This window comes from Pseudoalteromonas luteoviolacea (assembly GCF_001696455.1).
Classification (GTDB): domain Bacteria; phylum Pseudomonadota; class Gammaproteobacteria; order Enterobacterales; family Alteromonadaceae; genus Pseudoalteromonas; species Pseudoalteromonas luteoviolacea_C.
In genome coordinates this window covers 1,633,617-1,652,085 of the sequence record NZ_MAUJ01000001.1, presented here as the reverse complement: position 1 = coordinate 1,652,085, position 18,469 = coordinate 1,633,617, and the positions used below count along the sequence as shown (strand labels likewise).

The window sequence follows — 18,469 nt, the reverse complement described above, 5'->3', positions numbered from 1 at the left end:
AAAAAGCACAAGCTGCAATTAGCAACCTGTGCGCTGTTTTTAACTTACCTTACATAAATAAAATTAGTTTGTTCAAATGCGGTGCTTGCTATATTTGTATCTTTATAAATGCTGGGATCATAAGTATAAATATTATGATAATTAAGCATTGAATAGTCGGTACCTACAGCTGAACAGCCAGAGACTTCTTGCCAAAACAGTCTAAATTGTTCTTCCCCTGTTTTATTTGGCACGCGACCAAGTGTGTCGACTAAAGGAATGCAATTGGCGTTTTGTAATGCGGCAATATCAGCAATTGCATATACTCCAACGTCGCGCATATTCATCATCAATTCTTGGCTATTCGACTTTAGGTACTGCCAATGAGAGTCAGGTAAATGATAGTTGTCATCAAACGAAGTGATATTACTCGCTTCAGTGAATAGTACGTCGAAATTATTAATGTGATCATATGGCTTATTAGGCACATAACGTATCCCAACTAATGTCCAACCACCTCCTTTTAGTTCCATATCACAGAATGTAGTGAATGGCGCAATATCGCCGGTACCGTCAGGGTCAATTTGATAAAATCCAGACGTCGATTGTGGGTTCTCGGCTAGGATTGTTTGGCAGTTTGAAATTTGCGTATCTACGGGCTCTTGTGGATCTGGCTGAACAAAAAATCCAAAGTACTCCATTTCATCAATTTGCACATAATCACTAGAGCCGTGGGTGTTTATTACGTGCAGCCTAAAGTGAGTACCAAAGGCTGCGCGATTCAAAGTAACTTGAGCAGTGCCTTTGTCCATAACAATTTGCTCATGATCTACAAAGTTCACGCCATCGTTAGAGACTTGGAAAATGACTTCTCTTGGGGTTCTTGGAGAGAATTCAGCGTGCTGAGTTGAAACTTGTGTTTTAAATCCTGTAACAACCGTTTTTCTGCCAAAATCAACCTGCAACCATTGATTGCTATTAGTTGGCGCTAACCAAATCCCCTTTGTGACAATATTACCAGCATCAGGATTTACTTTTGCGTTGGGATCTGTGTAGTAAACGTGCCCATCAAATGCACCAGCAGGGCTAAATGGACTTACATTACCACTTGCGCTGTAATTATTAAGTTGTAAACCATTGCTGTATACAAGAGCAATATTGTTGTTACTACCCGTCGTATCAGCAGGCACAATAGGTCTTGACGCGTCGATATTCTGCATATCACAGAAATACTCTATCGCTACATTACCGCCAGGGCCATCTGCATCAATTTGATACAAGCCGCTTTGCGCATTTGGGTTATTTGCAAGTACGTCAGCACAGCTTAAGCCGTCACTCGGATAAACATCTTTGTTCAGAGTGCTAACCATAGCAAGTAAATGGTCGTACTTTTGCTTCAACTCTGTATATTGCGCATCCGAATATGATTTGGTTACTAGGTGGTTTGACTCAATTGGATCATTTGCGATTGCGTTACCAATGACCTCAAGTGCAGCGCTCGGTGAGACGGTACCGACACCCACTTTAACTGTGGTGGACACCGCAGATGCACCATCTTGCCAATGAGAAGTTCCAGATACACCTTGAACACCCTGTGGCCCTTGAGGCCCCGTTAACCCTATATCTCCCTGTGGTCCTACAGGACCGATTTCTCCTGAAACGCCCTGAATACCTTGTGGGCCTTGAATACCTTGAGGACCAGCTGCACCAGCTTCACCTTGTAACCCTCTAAACTCATTCCAAATACTGCCATCACAAACGAATACGAGCCGTTCAACACTGTTGTAGTACATTGAGCCTTCATGTTCAGTATTACACACCATAGGGGCCGTATTTTGAGGGACTAACCTCAGTGCACTTTCTATTTCAACGTTACCGGTGAATTGGTGATTGAATATATGCGGGAAGTTTGCAGCATTCGTCGGATCTGTGCCAGCTAAGAATTCATTGAGGTTTGTGACACCATCACCATCAAGATCTGTTGATGCGTCTAATGGATCTGAAGGGTTTAATCCGTGGCTCAACTCCCAGCTATCGGGCATATTGTCTTGGTCTGAGTCCTGGTTTTTAGCTGAAATAGTCACCGATACATCATCAAAGTCTATAAAGCTTACCTGTGTGTCATTATTCTCCAGAGTTAAAACCAAGTTTGAATTCAGGTCAGCCAAATACTGGTGTGTCGCATCTGGTTTAAACTCGATGTCTAACTGGGTAAATACGCCTTTGGTTAGCTGCGTGGTTGGCGTAATATCAATGGTGTGATTATCAACACGCAGTCCAATTTTATAATTAAAAGCATCAGCATTTTCTCGCCAACCTAGCTTTACGCGTACTCTATAATTGGCGTTCAGATCTAATGGAGTACCCAAGTCTTGAGATATAACTGAGTTGGCACCCGCGAAAGCAATGTTATTAACTTCAGATTCATTCGAATAATGGTGTGGTGCCGGGTTCAAAAGACCCGCCTGACCTGTGCCAGAGAAAAGCCAATGATCGGCTACCATAGTAGTTTCAGACTCAGCGAGGCTTTGTGTGCTGAAGTCGCCGTTTAAGACAAGTTCTTGTGATTGAGCGACAGAGCAAGAAACACCTAGGGCTAGCGCTACCCATTTTGCGATAGTGTTTGTTTTCATTTCTTTCATTATATTGACTTCTGTGTTATTGGATATAGTGTGATTTTAACACTCTGACTTTTGTGCAGGAATGAAACAAAAATACTATTTATTGAAAATTGATTATTATATTAATTAACGCATAATAAATTAACAATTTAATATAATGTCTTTGATGTTTTAAGGTTTTTTTAGGTTAAATAATCTGGCTTATACTAGCCAGTCAGGTCAAGGAAATAGATAAGGGAGGCAATTATAAAATTTGCGTTGTGTTATTTTTGACCAGGTTGAGTGTGGGTAAACCATTTTAATTTGAAGTGTCTTTTTCTTACTCTCTTTTCGCTTTTTGAAAAGCTGAGCTTACAGAATTAGAAATGGGTGTTTAAGGTCTTTTTTCGACTTCGATGTACCGTATTCATGCCTATAAAAGTGTCTATTCCTTTGCCTCGTCAAACAGCGATACTCCTCAAACTGATGTAGGCCGCCTTGCAAAGGTAAAGTTGCGATAGATGCACATAAAAATGTTTTTAGCATGCTACTTTAATACTGGTTATAAACCTTACTACCGAAACAGGTCTTTAAATTGATCCCAAATTCCCAGTGATTCATCTGGGAAAAAATCAATACCCAACCAAGACTTAAATAAATAGAGCACAACAAATACAATACCAAGCAAAATAAAGCCGACAATGAGTAAGGTAGTTAAAAATGCGATGGCCGCAGTAACACGCTCTGCTGAGCTCAAACTACGTTTGTTCACCCCTCCGAGGAATACAAAATAAAAGCTCCAAGGCAAAAATGGTAAAGCTAACGTTGGCCTAAAGTCTATTTTGTGACTGTTCCAATCTCGCGTATTAATGACTTTTTGCAGTGCTTTTCGTTGTTTGTAACTAAAGCTGGCGGCGACATCAGGGTCCATTTTGCTAAGTAGCTGTTTGACGTGAGCGTGTCGTTCATCGGGTTTATTTTCTGTCATTAAGCCTCCTTAGCTTTCGAGTCCGTATCGTTCGCAGTTCATAATTCGCCCAACTGGTAGAAAGCGCATTCTTTCAAAAACATGCGTGTTTTAGTGAGCATACACTTTGCGATGATGTCCTAAGTTTAGCTGGACATATAGGACTATCAATAAAAGGCGTTAAACTATTACTCCCTTTCCTTAAGGCGTTCAAGTGTAACTTTGGGTGTTGTCTCAATTTTGTGTTGTTGCTTTATGATATTGTCTAGCCACTGTCCATAAAGTTTATGAGTATTAGCGTCTTGATAAATATGACCTCGATTAGGTATAAACGAAGTTGTTACTAAAGCTCCTGTTTTGTTTAGGTCTTCAGCAAGCTTTTTTATTAATTTGAATTCCAAAGCCGGGTCTTTTGTACCATGGTAAATGAAAATTGGTATATCTTTGAAAATGTTCAAATATTTTAACTTTTCAAAATTAGGAAAGTGGCCGTTATCTAGCCATTGATTGGCTAAATTTGGGTGACCAGCAAAAACTGCTACGGCCTTATATCTGTGAGGGTTTTCATAGAAGACCTTTAGTGCACCATAACCACCCATCGAAAATCCACCAATGATCATATTATTCTCGTCTATAGAATAATGCTTAAGTGCATCCTGTATGGCTTCTTCTATGTCGATATTGGAATGTTGGTATGCATAGGCGTTGTATATATCTCTGCCCAATGGCGCAATTTCGATAAATTTACCATTACTTCTCTCTCGTTGTAATAGGTGTTGCTCATCTTGGCCACTACCATGTAAAAAGACTAACAAGGGGTACTTGATGTTGGGGTTGTACCCTTTTGGTAATCGAATAGAGTAAGGCTGTATTTGACCATCTAGCAATGAATAAAATGCTCTGCGATAGGTTTTATTGGGTACAGTATTAAATTGCTCACCATGTGCTCGTTTCTTGAGTAAGATCTTTATTTCAGAGTAATCTTTTTCAATTGATTCAGCGGTTTCATATGATTTTAAGCTAATAATTCGACTACGTAGCTCATTTATCTTGAATGCCAATGTTGCTTCTTCGCTTGCTCTTAAGTTTAAATGCGCCAACTCATCCACAAGTGATTGAATTTTAATTTCAGGTAATATAGTTACTCTTTGCGTATGGTGAATTTCTGTACTTTGAAGCGTCACTTTATAAGTACCTATTGGCAATGACGTCGTGGCCAACGTGAAGTTACCACTATTTACCGGAATGTCTGCGAAAGTACTTATAACCTCATAGTTATCATCTGATATTTCGAATGTTTTCTTGTGATTTTTTGTTGTAGTAGATTGAATGGTTCCGCTTAATGGCTGACCTTGAATAACGGCGTTGTTCTCAAAGTAAAAGCTACCATCAAAAACCTCCGAGAAAATTGCTCCGCGTTCGAAATTAAACGCTTTCAAATTTCTATGCTCAATTGATTCATCCCACAGCCCTTCATCAGCCTTGATAGCAAAGCCTTTGGTCACATGTTGACCCGATTTGTTTTCCATTCCTTTTGCAAAGTACAAATTTATACCTAAATTTTTGTGGGAAGCGGGGTGGTAGGGGTGGAGAAATTGCCAAGGAATAAAAGTTTCAAACCCTGTCCCGTTTTTAAGTTGACTGGCAGTTAGCGTCACTTGGTTAGAAATCACACGGTGTTGATTATTGCCATTGTAAGATGAAACATAGCTTTCGAACTCTTTATCTTCCTTTAAGTTTGTAGGGGAAAAGGCGAATTCTAGATATTCCTTGCTCATGCCAAATGGTGTGACCTTACCAATGAGCAGCTTGAAGCCATCACCATAGAGGTATCCACGTTTGTGAAAACGGACCCTATCGGCATCAGTTTGAATAAAAACATAAAGTCCTTGTTGATGAAGAGCCAAGAGGTAATTTGCACTGATATTTTGTTCAGTAAACTCATTATTAAATGTATAGATCTTTGAGAATGTATTTAGATTTATAGGTTGAAGGGATTTATCTAGGTGTCCATCAATCACTGGCTTACTTGTAATGACTGGAAGCGTGTTTGCCAAAAGGCTAGTTGAAAAAGCCAAAAATACAGTTAGTAACATTAAGATTTTATACATCGATTATGCTCCTTTTTTGGGTTCCCCTATTAGTCGGAATGTATAAAGAAAAGGTTTAAAACTTAAGCAAATAACCCATTTGTAAAATATGTGATATGCATTTAGACGTTTTCACTACTGTTTTTATAAATAATTATTTTAGTAGTGTTTATTTATATATTAGTGACTTACATAGTGGTGCCGGTTTTATGGCAGGTTACAACTGTGGGGCAAGCTGAACTGTTGTAGGTGGTAGACTGAGGACATGAATTAGCAAGACTTTGTGAAGGGCTTGGGCATTCATATCCGACAAAAACTTCTGGTTAATCTGGTCTAGACTAATTCATCTAAAAGACATAAAAAAGTAACATATATTCCTAATAATCTCTCGCAACTTTAATCACCAACAAGAAAAATTATGAAACTTCAATTACTAAGCTTGGCTGCAGCGATGGTTTCTTCATCAGTGCTTGCAGATAGTGATATCTATTTAACCAACAATAGCGATCAAATTTTAAATATTTCAGTTGAGCACACCGGCTCAGATTTAATGGAGTATGGCGATGAGTGGTCTCAGCATGTCACGCAGTTACAGCCCTATGAAAGTAAAATGGTTTTAAGCTTTAATCGTTATTATGGCGCTAAGTCAGGGCATACCTATCAGTTTAAAACGAAAGTGACCACCCAATCAGGGGAAGTTGTTAACTTACAACAAAATATGAAAGGCACGTGGTATGGATCGACCATCACCCATAGTGCTCATGGACAGGGCTTTAGTTCTGCGAAGTTTAGCGATAGAAATATACACCGTTACCAGTCAAACATGGATATATCGTCGCATCCCGTTGAGGTGGCGTTTAAAGCCAAGTCTACAGCGAGATACGATGATTTTTACTACACAATTACACCTAATCAGTTAGACGAAGCGTCGGAACCAGCGCCGGAACAGCTTAAAGTCATGTCATACAATATATGGGCGCTGCCTGTTATTGCCTCTCATATCTCAGATCGTATGGCGCTGTTACCAGAGTATTTGAAAGGGTACGACGCATTATTATTGCAAGAGGTCTTTCACGCTCAACGCGAGGAATTTTTACAGCAAATTTCGGCTGAATATCCTTATCAAACTAGAATGTTAGATAAGCCTGGGGTCAATATATATGATGGCGGTGTGATCATCGTTAGTCGATACCCAATCGTCAATCAGGCTCAGTATGTGTTTCCGGATTGTTCTAGTACAGATTGCTTTGCTGACAAAGGGGTGAATTATGCTGAAATAATAAAAAATGGCGAAGCCTATCATCTATTTGCCACGCACACCGCTTCCAGTGATACAGACACTGCAAGACAGCACCGACAGCAGCAATTTAAACAAATACGCAACTTGGCAATTAGCTTAAATATTCCACAAAATGAAACGGTTGTTTACGGTGGTGATTTTAACGTTAATAAGCTTAAGTTTCCGGGGGATTACGCAAATATGCTGACTAACTTGGCAGCGTCTGCGCCACAATATACAGGTTACACAAGCTCGACGTTTGATCCTCGAGTTAACGCATTTGCAAAAAAAGCCGGAGAAACAGTTGAGTACTTGGACTATATCGTTGTAAGTGATGAGTACAAGGCTGTGAGTAATAACACGAATGAGGTTAAAGTGCCTCGTAGCACGCATCAGAGTATTTGGGAGCATTGGGATTTATCTGACCATTTTCCCGTAAAAGCGGTGATTAAGTAATCTACGATTAATAGAGTGAGCGGATGTTAATTTATCAAGCTCACTCTCTGTGATTAACTCGCAACTGCGCAGTAGAGGTTTTGTGTGAAAAAAAGTCTTCTTTGTTTTATTTTTTCAGTATTGGTAATCGCCTTTTTGGTTGTTTTTAACTACGCAGATTCAGCGTCCGTTGAGCATGTAACCCACGTACAATCGCCAGTAAAAGAGCAACATGAGGCGCGCCATCATAACCAAGATAGAACGGAACAATTTGAGCCAATATATGATGGCGAGCGAGTAAGAGCGTTGATTAAAAAACTCGCTGATGCTGATATTGAGGAGCTAAAGCCCTTCATTGAATCTTTTTGGCAATCTTGCTCGCTGAGATCTGAATGTGATGATTTATTAATGGAATTACAAAATCAACTGAGTTTCAGTAAATACCAATTGATTGCTGAATACCCAGCCAAACAGAGGGAATTTAACCAATTAACAGAGAGTGAAGGTTTTAACACCAGTACTGTGGAAAAAGTTGAGAGAATCAAAAATATCTACACGCAAGTCTGGGGTGATAGTGCCGCTGAGTTATTTCATGAGGCCTTCTCTTTTTACGATGCTAGAGCGACGTTGGCAGAATTAACGGCAATGGGCAATAAACTAGAACAAAGTGAATTTCTTGCGCAGCTAACCACCCTTGGTCAGCAAGGCAAAGTGCCAGCGAGTAAAAACGAACAGTACAGTATCGCGATAGAGTTGCTAGGCGCAAACATGGACCCCAGCGAATTATCACAGTTAAAAAGCCAGCTAGCGCAGCATTATTTTAGTCCACTTAAGGCAAACGCGATTTTAGCTCGACAGAATCAGGTCGTCGAGCAACAAAAGGCTGTGAAAAGTTATCATCATGCGTTAAATAAAAAGAAAGCAAAGTTACGAATGGACAGAAGAACAGCGCTTTCACATTTATCTGAACAGCAATGGCAAAGTCATTATACAGCGGAAATTAAAGCCTTTAGAAAGGCATTTTTTAACGAATGATATGCCCCTAGATAGGGGCTTGATATCAGCTGCGTAAGCTCAAGGAAACTGCTCACCTGTTGTTTGGTTGTAGTTGCCTACTCAAGCGGAGAAACTTTCATACACTACAGTTTCTGATTCAGCGCTATTGGTAAACTAAAATACATATTTTCGCTCGCGATACCTTCAACCAACTCAGGCTGATCAAAAAGACCTGTTATTCTGTTCCCTGCAATGTCCTCAAGAATTGCATCAATGACTAAGGTGTAAGATTCTTCAGGTTGCCAAGATTGTTTTGGTGTAAACACCCACCTTTTCTCTTCCTGCGCGATATCAATTGAACCCGCAACGGTGTCACCACGTGTGTTCTTAACTCGGATTCTAAAAGCCAGTGACGTGTGATCGATTGATGAAGTAAAATCAATCGTTAAGGGCATTTTTGAATTTGCAAGTGGTTGATTAACGACCCAGTTTGAAATAGTTGGTTTGCTATCAATTGCCTGACTGACTTTAAAGGTTTTGATATATTTGTCGGCACAGTTGCTGCGATTGAGCGCGCCTGCGTCAACGACTAGATGATACGTTTTACCAACCTCTAGGGCACGTCCTAATGAATTATGTGCGACTAAACCCGTTTTTACTCTGCCAGGGTCAAACAGCAGTGTTAATCGCGTTCTGTCTGGGCTCCAAAGGCTAAACTTGTTTTCGAGAAATACGCCCTCGAGCCGCTGGCCAGACTCGTCAGTGAGATAAATGTGCGCGAGTGTATTTGTAGTTCGCATGGCTTGATTAAAGTAGATATAAAATCGAAGCAGATTTTCTGGCAGCGTGTCAGCAGTCGGGTAGACTGCTGACACGTGCACTTGCATACGTATATCACTACATTGCGCAGATAACGTAGCGCTTGATATTGAAGAAAAAAACAATAAAGCGCCTAATAGCAGTGCACGATTCATCACTTTTTAGCCTCTTTCGCGAGTTCACGCGTCAATTCAGGGTATCCAGCATCTGTTTTGAGTAGGTTCTGAAAGTGCCTGAACATTTCTTGCTCTGGGTAATATTGATAATCTTTGAAGTTATATTCACTGATAAAGTCATTCAAGCGGAAGTATGCACCTTTTCTAAATGAGACCAAATCAATATCGCCTGTTGTCATATTACGTTTTAACGTTGCAATGAATTGCGCGTCTTGATCCGCTGCTTGAAGTACGCCAGATAAGGGGACTGGTCGAGTGGGTACGCCCGCTTTTGCCCACATTTCAGGTGTTGATAACCCTTCGCTCTTATTTGCTTTGGTCAAATCGGCAACGCGAATTAAATCAGCACTTCGCTCTTTGTTGATTACTAGTACGAAATCTTCTTGTTTTTGAGTGTGATCTGTAGCTGTAAAGTGGATAACGTCTAGAGGAGTATTGCCATAGCCAAGTTCAGCAATGGTTTTCCCTTTTACATGCGCACCGTTGGATAAACTTGATGTTGGAATAGTCACAAGTGGCGTACATGTATAAGCGGCGACAACTGTCTCAACGCCATCTAGGTTAATCACTTCCATAGCTCTGATGGGCGCTCTCGTTTCTGTTTGGTTGTGCACAGTGTGATAAATTTCGATATTTGAGCTGGTGTCAGCTTCATCAAAGGGGTATTTAATCTTTCGAAGTGTTGATGCAAATTCACCCGTTGAGAGGCTTGAAACATAAAGCGTGCCATCGACGTAGTCTAAGTCGGTAATTGTTAGCGTTGTAGCAGGAATATCTCGCCAAAACTTAACGGAGTCATCGGCCGTTTTTGCTAGGGTTTTTACTGTATGCTTGTATTTATTTAGATTAACTCTCGTAAAGTCACCATTTTGGTTTGCTTTTATAATCGCTGAGGCTTTTTGCTTTCCACTGAAGTATGAAACGGAAATAAATGCTTCTTTAGTTGTTGGATGAACAGCAATGTCATGGTAGTTAACTGCTGCGGGAGCCACATTCAGTAGGGCAGCGATTTTTGTTCCAGCGCCTTCTAAGTTGTAACTTTCTGAGGTCTTAGTTGAGGGGAGCGAGGGCAGCGAATACGCAAAAATCTGACCTAATTCCGAGTCAGCAACAAACAAAGTGTTGGCTTCTGCAAATTCTAAGATAGTCGCTGATACCGGATTGGCAGCAGCGTTGACTTGCATCGCAGCTGCACTTAGAGACAGTGTGATGACAATACTTTTTAGGTGATGTTGATATTTATGCATGTTTTTCTCCCACTTCGTTAGTAAGGCTTTTTACTATGATTTCTAATTCACTTCTAAGTTGAGGATTAGAAAGTTGCAGAGTTGACGAGTCGAAGTTCTCGTAAAAACTGGGTACTGACAGGCTACCTTTGACATTTGCGCCAAAAAATTGGGCCGATTGCAGTGCGGTATTGAGTACATTTGATGCACCGCCGGGGCCTGGAGAAGTGGCCAAGAAAATAACGGGTTTGTTCTGATAAACGTCTCTCGATACTCTGCTAGCCCAATCTAAAATGTTTTTAAAGGCGACGGTATATGTCCCATTATGCTCAGCAAAGGACACGATGATGGCGTCTGCACTGTTCATTTTTGCAATAAAATTCTGAGCAAGCTTTGGTTGACCAATTTCTTTTTCTCTGTCTTCGCTATACATGGGGAGTTCAAAGTCGTTTAAATCCAAAACGTCGACTTTTGCTTCGCCAATTAAACTCGAGGCATACATAGCCAGTGCTTTATTAATCGAGTTTTTACTGTTCGAAGCGCCCAAGGCTAATATTTTCATTTACTTTCTCCACGTGTGATTAAAACAAGACCAAGATTTTCAATGGCGGTTAACGACATCTGTTTGCCTTCGATGAGTTGTCCCTCTGTTACTTTTGCACCATTAATCGTTGCGCTACCTCGCGTGATAATGGCGACAAAAGGTTTGGAGACAGGCAGGGTTTTGTGATCCTCGATAAAGCCAATTTGGCAATGCATATTGCTGTCGAATGTGTCACTGGTGTTGCCGCCTAATACCGTCGTTAACCCAGTTTTTCAAGCTTGAAATCTTGATAGGCTGGCGTTAAGCCATTTCTAGGAGGTAAAAACCAAATCTGGACGATACCTGCTTTTTCATCATTTACGCTAAATTCCGCATGCTGCATGCCTGTTCCCGCACGTTGAACTTGAACGCCCGGGCCGTTGATAACGGTGCCATCTCCCAGAGAGCCCTGATGCCCCACGCTGCCTGAAGTGATAAAGCTCACGATATCAACATCTGTATGTGGGTGAATTGGTGCGCCGTTATTCGGTTTAAAATGACCATATGCAAGATAAATAAAATCATCTAACCCGTGACTAATTTGAGAGTTAGAGCGCGCATGAGGCCAAGCTCTGGGGCTCATTGCCATGCGAGTTTCGACTATGCCTGCAAATCCACCTAACGGTAGCGTTTGTTTATCAATAATACGTATCTCATCGGTGTTCATTTGTTTCCCCTTTATCTGTTGGAACTGAACTAAGAAATTGCTTTTGGGCCGTTCGTATCTCTTGATAAGGAGTATGAGGTATGCTCTAGTGTCATAAATAGAAGTTCAATGGCATACTAACTATGCCTTAGGGGAATGGTTGTGGATTCGGTTATTGCGATGCGCTCTTTTATAAGAGTGGTTGAAACGGGTAGTTTTAGTGCCGTGGCGGTGGAGTTGAATACAAATCAAGCGACAATAAGTAAACGCATTGCGAGCCTTGAAAATAAATTGGGCACAAAGCTACTTGTTAGGGGAAGCCGAAAACACACGCTAACTGAAGCGGGGAAAGCCTACTTCGAAAGAGTATCTAACATTGTAATGGAAATTGATGAGGCTGAAGCCGAAGCTCGTTCTTTAACCGCAACACCAAAAGGACATTTGAGAATTACCGTTCCAACAATGTTTGGTAGCATGTATGTTGCGCCAGTCATATCAGAGTTTTTATCGCTGTACCCTGAAATTGGCTTGGACATGAAATTTGATGAGAATATGGTAGACCTCGTTAGGGAAGGGATTGATGTGGCGATTAGATTAGGTGATTTGCAAGATTCATCGTTGGTTGCAAAAAATTTAGGCTATGACGAACTCATTGTCGTAGCGTCACCTAAGTACCTTAGTAAATATTCCATACCGAGTCGATTAGAGGACCTAAAAACGCATAACTGCTTGATTTATAGCCTGTCTCCAAAGCGAGGCACCGTATGGGTGTTTGGTACTCAATCCAACACAACCAAAGTTGAGGTAACGGGCAACTTTCAATGTGATAATGGAATGGGGTTGATGGAGATGCTTCTTGCGGATGCGGGAATTGCCTTGATGCCAAAATGGATGGTACATCAAGAAATAGAGGCGGGAAGGTTATTACATATCCTAAACGATCATTATAAACGCTATCCGATCAGTGCGGTATTTCCTAAAAACCGCTATATACCTTTAAAGGTGAGGAGCTTTTTAGATTTTATGGCAAAGGTGATAAGGACAGATCCTGTTTTGTCCAAAGTTTAGTTGAACTTAACCTTTTTGACTTAGAGGAAAGTCACGGTGATGTCAGCATTAAATTGACGGCTCTTCGCTTCTCAACCATAACAAAAACTGATTTTCATTTTTGCTATGTATTACTGGCACAAGTGAGAAAGTCAATTAAAGCATTCTTAAAGTGGGGTTTTTCAAGTAGCTTGACTCCCCATTCCTGACATTTATCTTTCATTGGGAGCTGTTTATTCGCCGTGAGTAAGGCGATTTTTGCGTTTGGACACTTGGCTTTTGCTTCAACAATGACTTCATCACCCGTGCCGCCAGGCATGTTGAAATCAATGGTAAAAATATCATAATTTGCTTTTGCTAGCAGCGCGATTGCATCAGCAGCACATTTTGCTTCATCAATAACGATGTCGGGATATTCTTCTTTTAGTACTTTTTTTATTTGTGCTCGGGCAACTAAGCTATCGTCCACAACCAGTGCTTTCATATAAATTCTCCCATTTCTTTGTTACTAATTAGTTTAGGATAAATCTTGGCTTTCGGTAAAAAACCTCCAATTGATGCTTTGTTTAATTTGAGTCTGCATTGAGTGCATCTAGCCACTCTACAAAATTTTGCACAGGCATCGGTTTGGCGAAATAATACCCTTGTATCACATCGCAGTGCTCAGCGGCCAAAAATTCATTTTGCTGTTTTGTTTCTACGCCTTCAGCAATTAACATGAGTCCTAGGTTTTTGGCGAGTCCAATAATGCTCTTACAAACCAGAGCGGCTTCTTCGTCATTGGGTAGGTCAATAATAAAGCTGCGGTCAATTTTCAATGTGTGCAGAGGAAAGCGTGTTAGATATGCTAAAGACGAATAGCCCGTCCCAAAATCGTCAATAGAGATAACAAACCCTTTTTCAACGAGGCTGCGCAACAGAGCAATGGTTTCGTCAGTTCGCTTCATCAACATTCCTTCGGTCAATTCGAGTTCAAAGAAGCGTGTTTCTAGCTGGTACCGATTAAGCACCGCCATAAATCGTTTGGTGAAGGCTTCACTTGAAAACTGCCTTGGGGAAATATTTACACCCATTCTAAAGTGTTGTGGTAAAGCGTGTTTATATTGCGCTAAAAACTGACATGCTTGGTCAAGAACACTGTCGAATATCTGCTCAATAAAACCACTGTCTTCGGCAATAGGAATAAAATCTACGGGAGATATGTATCCTTTCGAGGGATGGAACCATCGTACTAACACTTCTGCGCCGTGTAACACCTGTTTATCTGGAGAGAGTTGAGGCTGCAGCACAATGGAAAATTGTTCATTTTTGACTGCTAAGCGCAACTCTGCTTCAAGTTCTAAGCGCTTTCTTGCATTTTCATTCATTTTTTCGGAAAAGAACATGTAGTTATTTCGCGAAGAGTCTTTAACTGCATACATGGCAGTATCGGCACATTTGATCAAGTCGTAAGCGGTCTCTCCATTTTCTGGATAGGTCGCTATGCCAAGGCTGCCTGTTACAAACAGCTGGTGGCCGTCAATATCAAAAGCCAATTCAAAAATAGATACAACTTTTTCAGCTACACGGGCCGCATGCTCCTTATGCTCTAAATTTTCTAATAAAATAACAAACTCATCTCCACCTAACCTAGCAACAGTATCCAACTCTCTTATGCCTTCGAGAAGCCTATTTGCGACAAGTTGCAATAACTTGTCTCCGGTATCATGGCCTAAAGTATCGTTAATGATTTTAAAGCGGTCCAAGTCTAAGAAGATAATGGCGACATTGTTATCAAATCGCTTCGCCCGCCCAATTGCAGACTGGATCCTGTCCATCAATAAAGTGCGGTTAGGCAAGCTGGTTAGTTCATCAAATTTAGCCATTGTTTCAAGTTGCTGCTCGTACTGTTTTCGCTCGGTGATGTCACGTAATACAACCACAAAATGCCGCTGCTCTGAGAGTTCAACTGTGCTCACCGACAATTCTGCAGAAAAGCTACTTTCTTTGCCATATGGCGTGATTTCTAACTCTATCGAGTCGGCGTATTTTGCCCACAAGGGAAGCATGGCAGCCATCTGATTTACACCGCCATTGGCTTCTGACAATGGCTGGTTTTTCTCTTTTAGGAATTGGTGTAAATTGATGTTATTTAGAGTGTCTGACGCGCTACTAAGTAGTTCGTTTGCTGTATGGTTAAACATTTGTATGTTACCACCCGCATCTACGATAATGATGGCATCTTTGACACTTTCAAAAATTCCTCTGATCCGCTTTTCTTGAGCCTCTATTTGTTCAGCTTTGAGGTTGGCTTCTGTGGCCAACTGATGCAACGCCGTTTCACGGTTAACACTTTCAGATATGTCGATTATTTCGATTAGGCAGTACTGCTTTTCAACATTAATAGGCTTAATTTTAACGACTTGAGAAATTAGCGTACGTTCTTCTATAGACTGTTTGTCACGATAAAAAGGGAAGGGGGCTGGGTTAAGCTTGTTTGATAAAATAGCAGCTCGCCTAAGGTTTAATGCTTTATCCATCGCTCTATTTAAACGAGGAGGAAGGTCGGGAAAGACAGACGTAATGAGCTTATTTTCAATTGCGCCTTCAACAGCACTGTGTTCCTTTACCCAGTCATTTGCAAATACAATTTCTCTGTGGCAGTTAATAACTATCATGCCGAGATCCGTGCGATTAATGGCCTCGGTCATATATTCAGGAGGTGCATTGCCTTGTGTCATTAAAGCCCCAATTCAGATAACATTTGATTGGTTTTTTCTAAGAAGTCTTCAATGACTAATATGTCTTGTACAAATAAAATATCGCCTCTGACTTGGCTGTCTTTGATTTCAAAATGCATACCGACGGACATAACCGTGTCACCAACGTAATACTTATCTACCAGCGCTTGAAAGGTACCAGAGTATGCCGTTGGCATGCCTGTACTGATAGACACATGCATCATGTCACTTATCGAGGTGATTATGGCGTCTAAAATAATACTGGATATTTCAGTCAGTGACTCTACTTCTAATGCGGTTAAAGTATCAGCACCACTCGTTTCTTTTAGCACCTTTCTCACTAGGTTGAGGCTGTGCTGAGCGGGAAACAATAAAATCCCATTGCACTCCATCCCTCCCTGAATTGGCAGAACAACCGCAGTGATATTGCGGCTTGACTCTATCTGGAGTTTATCAAAAATGGCATTTTTCTCGAACAGATCAAAGTTTGGAACCGACATCAAGATCTCTTCGTTAATCATATCGTTGAGTTCAACAATTGCTTCACCCAGTCCAACATTGAACAACTCTTTTATATAGTCTATTTGTAATTCTGAAAGCTGCATCCAAATACCTGCTATGCGTGGACATCTATGATGTATCTATGAGGTAATCTTATATAGCAAGCCTAGCAAACATCTGTACTTATACCAGTCGATTAGAGAACAATAAGTTGTTTTAGATAACGAAATAAACTTATATTCGTCCCCAAAATACGTCTTGGTAAAAAGTAGCTTGCCTGTCAGTTAATTAACCAAAAGGTTATCGATACGGCATAATTACTGGATGCTGGGGCTTATCAACAAAAGAGTTTAATAGTCACCGATATCGGACGAAGCATGCGGGTGCTCAAAGCGTATCTAAGTGTTTGTTCTCAAGTGGCAAACATAGAATCACCAGCCCGACTTGCTGCTATGCAATAGAGGGAAACGACCGACTAAAAACGAGTTTTCCCCTTAACTCTTTGGTAATACATTAGACCACTAGGTTTGGGTGGTCTCAAACTCGTTGATATAGCTAGAACCTGATCACTTTTGAAGAGCGAGTATTAACTAAGTATAAGAATAAGGCACCATTAAAATTGACGAGAAATTGACTAGACACCCAAGTTAGCGAATAGGGTGTCATCTCAATAGTACGTTACTTAGAGCAGAAATAATTGAAAGGGAAAATATTAGACATTTTCTTTGTTGCTAGGCATTCATAAATGCAAATAGAGAGACGTCAAAGCGTGTTTGACTCCCTCATTTTAGCTTTCTTTTGACTCTTTCTCTTTTAGCTTTCTGTCTTGGTCAAAGTGCCATTTTACGGCGAAATAGCCGGCCACGCCTAATGCAATTACTTTGACGCCCATAAAAATATAAGGGAAAAAATCTGACCAATGATCCATCGCATATCTCCATGCTTTTAAATATCACAAATTAGAATGAGGAGCGATGCCACGTTGGTTAAGTTCCATATCTGTCGTATTGGTTGAGTTCAAAAAGTTATTTTGATTCTAATATTCCAATACTTAGGTTGATTCAGATCATAGAAGACCGCTCACTTGTCGCGATAATATATTCAGCTAGGAAGGGTTTGTCAACATTCAATTAGAACGTATAGAACATTTAGAAAAAATTGAAAGCTTATGGGTGACCTTGTGCCTCTTGTCTGTGTTTGTAGCACTTTATAGCCCTCATATAAAACAGCAGTGAAAAGTAAACCCTTTAGTCTTAGTCTCTAACGCTTATTTCCATTGATATTACATAGATTCACTAATCTCAGCACCTATATAAAACTGGCGCTAAGCTCTTAGCAGCAAAATGGTCATTGTGGTGATGGTAAAACTTAATATGTAAATAAAAGATACACGAACCTTCGTATCTGGTATAGCCATATACATTAAGGCCATACCAAAATGCTTGGTAGATTCGAGGATCTGATTAATAGAGGTGTTTTAGTTCTTCTGGAACTTTCGTAGAAATATTGGCAACACGTTCTGCTTTTGCGTCAATACCTACAAACGTTGTTACATCATTCCCTGGTACACATAATGTGGTCGTAATGGGACCTGTTGGTTGATTTGTATTAACGAAGTTAACTCTTTTGATGCTCGATGCTGAAGTGTTAAGAACGGCTAAATTCATACAGCCAGCCATCATTGGAAACTTAACACCGTACTCGCTTGTGTAAGCTGGAACGCGCGCTATTTCGAAGCCTGTGTTATTTGCATTTTTTGTGGTTTGAAGGCTTGCGCGCCCGTAGTTACTGACTTGAAGAGAAGAGCGCCCATACACATTTAATGTGGATGTTGGCTTCTCTTTATTGAGATAGTAAAAGTGTACGTTACTTGATGGAATCAAAACTGTTGCTGTTGGCTCCTGAGAGTTTACGTACATCCAACTCGAGATCTGCTGAATTGAACCATTTATGGAAGCTCTTCCCCAGTGAATATTAGACAAAGTCACAGCGCCACTCATATTCTCTATGGTACAAGAGTCTTGGTGATACAAAATAACGCAGCGACCGCCGTTGCTCTGATACTGGTAGTCAAGGAGTACGTCAAAAGAGAACGCATTTTGGCCCATTATCGGCATGGGGACTGAATGTGTAGTACCATCTGTCGTTGCTGCTAATTTAAACGTAATATCTTGTCCTGCACTTGCATTGAAGCCAATTGCTACAGAAGCCAAAGCTAGACTAACGAGGGTGATTTTAGATGTCATTATTTATCCTTAATAATTGTTTAATGTGCGTCATTTCTTAACAAACGAGGCAGCTCGAGTGACGAGTTGCCCTTGGACTTTTTGCTATTTACTCAACACGGTCATAGTATTTATCTATTTTGGAAACACAAGGGTAAGTATTAATCATGTTTCCTTCAA

At 40.6% G+C, this 18,469-nt stretch carries 16 protein-coding genes; 3 read left to right on the top strand and 13 right to left on the bottom strand.

All coding sequences use genetic code 11. The features are described 5' to 3' along the window. Positions 1-44: 44 nt before the first annotated feature. From A7985_RS27075 to A7985_RS06970, 3 genes are all read right to left on the bottom strand, one after another. The gene (locus A7985_RS27075; RefSeq protein WP_141685278.1) at positions 45-2,612 is read right to left on the bottom strand and encodes a fibrinogen-like YCDxxxxGGGW domain-containing protein; all 2,568 of its coding nucleotides are present in this window, start codon (positions 2,610-2,612) and stop codon (positions 45-47) included. Positions 2,613-3,153: 541 nt separating this feature from the next. Beyond that, complete coding sequence (locus A7985_RS06975) at positions 3,154-3,567, bottom strand: hypothetical protein (protein ID WP_065789690.1); 414 nt, start codon at positions 3,565-3,567, stop codon at positions 3,154-3,156. A gap of 167 nt (positions 3,568-3,734) precedes the next feature. Next, positions 3,735-5,657 (bottom strand): alpha/beta hydrolase-fold protein, encoded by a 1,923-nt coding sequence (locus A7985_RS06970; RefSeq protein ID WP_065789689.1) that lies wholly within the window; start codon positions 5,655-5,657, stop codon positions 3,735-3,737. A 397-nt stretch (positions 5,658-6,054) separates the two neighbouring features. On the opposite strand from A7985_RS06970, the gene A7985_RS06965 reads away from it, so the two are divergent. After that, a complete protein-coding gene (locus tag A7985_RS06965; RefSeq protein WP_065789688.1) occupies positions 6,055-7,371 on the top strand; it encodes a sphingomyelin phosphodiesterase in 1,317 nt (438 codons plus the stop codon). Between the two features lie 84 nt (positions 7,372-7,455). Then, positions 7,456-8,385: a hypothetical protein gene (locus tag A7985_RS06960; protein ID WP_065789687.1), complete on the top strand. Its 930-nt coding sequence runs from the start codon at positions 7,456-7,458 to the stop codon at positions 8,383-8,385. A gap of 104 nt (positions 8,386-8,489) precedes the next feature. Here the strand turns inward: A7985_RS06960 and A7985_RS06955 are convergent, their stop codons facing one another. Genes A7985_RS06955 through A7985_RS26745 form a run of 5 tightly spaced genes read right to left on the bottom strand, consistent with a single transcriptional unit; the run spans position 8,490 to position 11,817 of the window. Beyond that, on the bottom strand, positions 8,490-9,320 hold the full coding sequence (locus A7985_RS06955; RefSeq protein WP_065789686.1) for an Ig-like domain-containing protein: 831 nt from the start codon (positions 9,318-9,320) through the stop codon (positions 8,490-8,492). Continuing rightward, positions 9,320-10,588, bottom strand: a complete 1,269-nt coding sequence (locus A7985_RS06950) for a hypothetical protein (protein ID WP_065789685.1) — start codon at positions 10,586-10,588, stop codon at positions 9,320-9,322. Before A7985_RS06950 ends, A7985_RS06955 begins: the two co-directional genes overlap by 1 nt. Continuing rightward, positions 10,581-11,129 (bottom strand): NADPH-dependent FMN reductase, encoded by a 549-nt coding sequence (locus A7985_RS06945; protein WP_065789684.1) that lies wholly within the window; start codon positions 11,127-11,129, stop codon positions 10,581-10,583. Before A7985_RS06945 ends, A7985_RS06950 begins: the two co-directional genes overlap by 8 nt. Beyond that, on the bottom strand, positions 11,126-11,326 hold the full coding sequence (locus tag A7985_RS26750) for a hypothetical protein (RefSeq protein WP_218061283.1): 201 nt from the start codon (positions 11,324-11,326) through the stop codon (positions 11,126-11,128). The genes A7985_RS06945 and A7985_RS26750 overlap by 4 nt, the downstream gene beginning before the upstream one ends. A gap of 44 nt (positions 11,327-11,370) precedes the next feature. Further along, complete coding sequence (locus A7985_RS26745) at positions 11,371-11,817, bottom strand: pirin family protein (protein WP_218061282.1); 447 nt, start codon at positions 11,815-11,817, stop codon at positions 11,371-11,373. Positions 11,818-11,958: 141 nt separating this feature from the next. Here A7985_RS26745 and A7985_RS06935 point away from each other — a divergent pair, with 141 nt between their 5' ends. Further along, complete coding sequence (locus A7985_RS06935; RefSeq protein WP_065790049.1) at positions 11,959-12,864, top strand: LysR family transcriptional regulator; 906 nt, start codon at positions 11,959-11,961, stop codon at positions 12,862-12,864. A 103-nt stretch (positions 12,865-12,967) separates the two neighbouring features. Here A7985_RS06935 and A7985_RS06930 read toward each other — a convergent pair whose 3' ends face one another. The 5 genes from A7985_RS06930 to A7985_RS06915 form a co-directional block, all read right to left on the bottom strand. Continuing rightward, a complete protein-coding gene (locus A7985_RS06930) occupies positions 12,968-13,327 on the bottom strand; it encodes a response regulator transcription factor (RefSeq protein WP_065789683.1) in 360 nt (119 codons plus the stop codon). Positions 13,328-13,409: 82 nt separating this feature from the next. Beyond that, complete coding sequence (locus tag A7985_RS06925; protein WP_065789682.1) at positions 13,410-15,563, bottom strand: putative bifunctional diguanylate cyclase/phosphodiesterase; 2,154 nt, start codon at positions 15,561-15,563, stop codon at positions 13,410-13,412. After that, positions 15,563-16,168, bottom strand: a complete 606-nt coding sequence (locus tag A7985_RS06920) for a hypothetical protein (protein ID WP_065789681.1) — start codon at positions 16,166-16,168, stop codon at positions 15,563-15,565. Before A7985_RS06920 ends, A7985_RS06925 begins: the two co-directional genes overlap by 1 nt. A gap of 683 nt (positions 16,169-16,851) precedes the next feature. Continuing rightward, entirely contained in the window at positions 16,852-16,992 is a 141-nt protein-coding gene (locus A7985_RS26415; protein ID WP_176716697.1) for a hypothetical protein, read from the bottom strand. Between the two features lie 535 nt (positions 16,993-17,527). After that, positions 17,528-18,310: a hypothetical protein gene (locus A7985_RS06915; protein WP_065789680.1), complete on the bottom strand. Its 783-nt coding sequence runs from the start codon at positions 18,308-18,310 to the stop codon at positions 17,528-17,530. Positions 18,311-18,469: the final 159 nt, after the last annotated feature.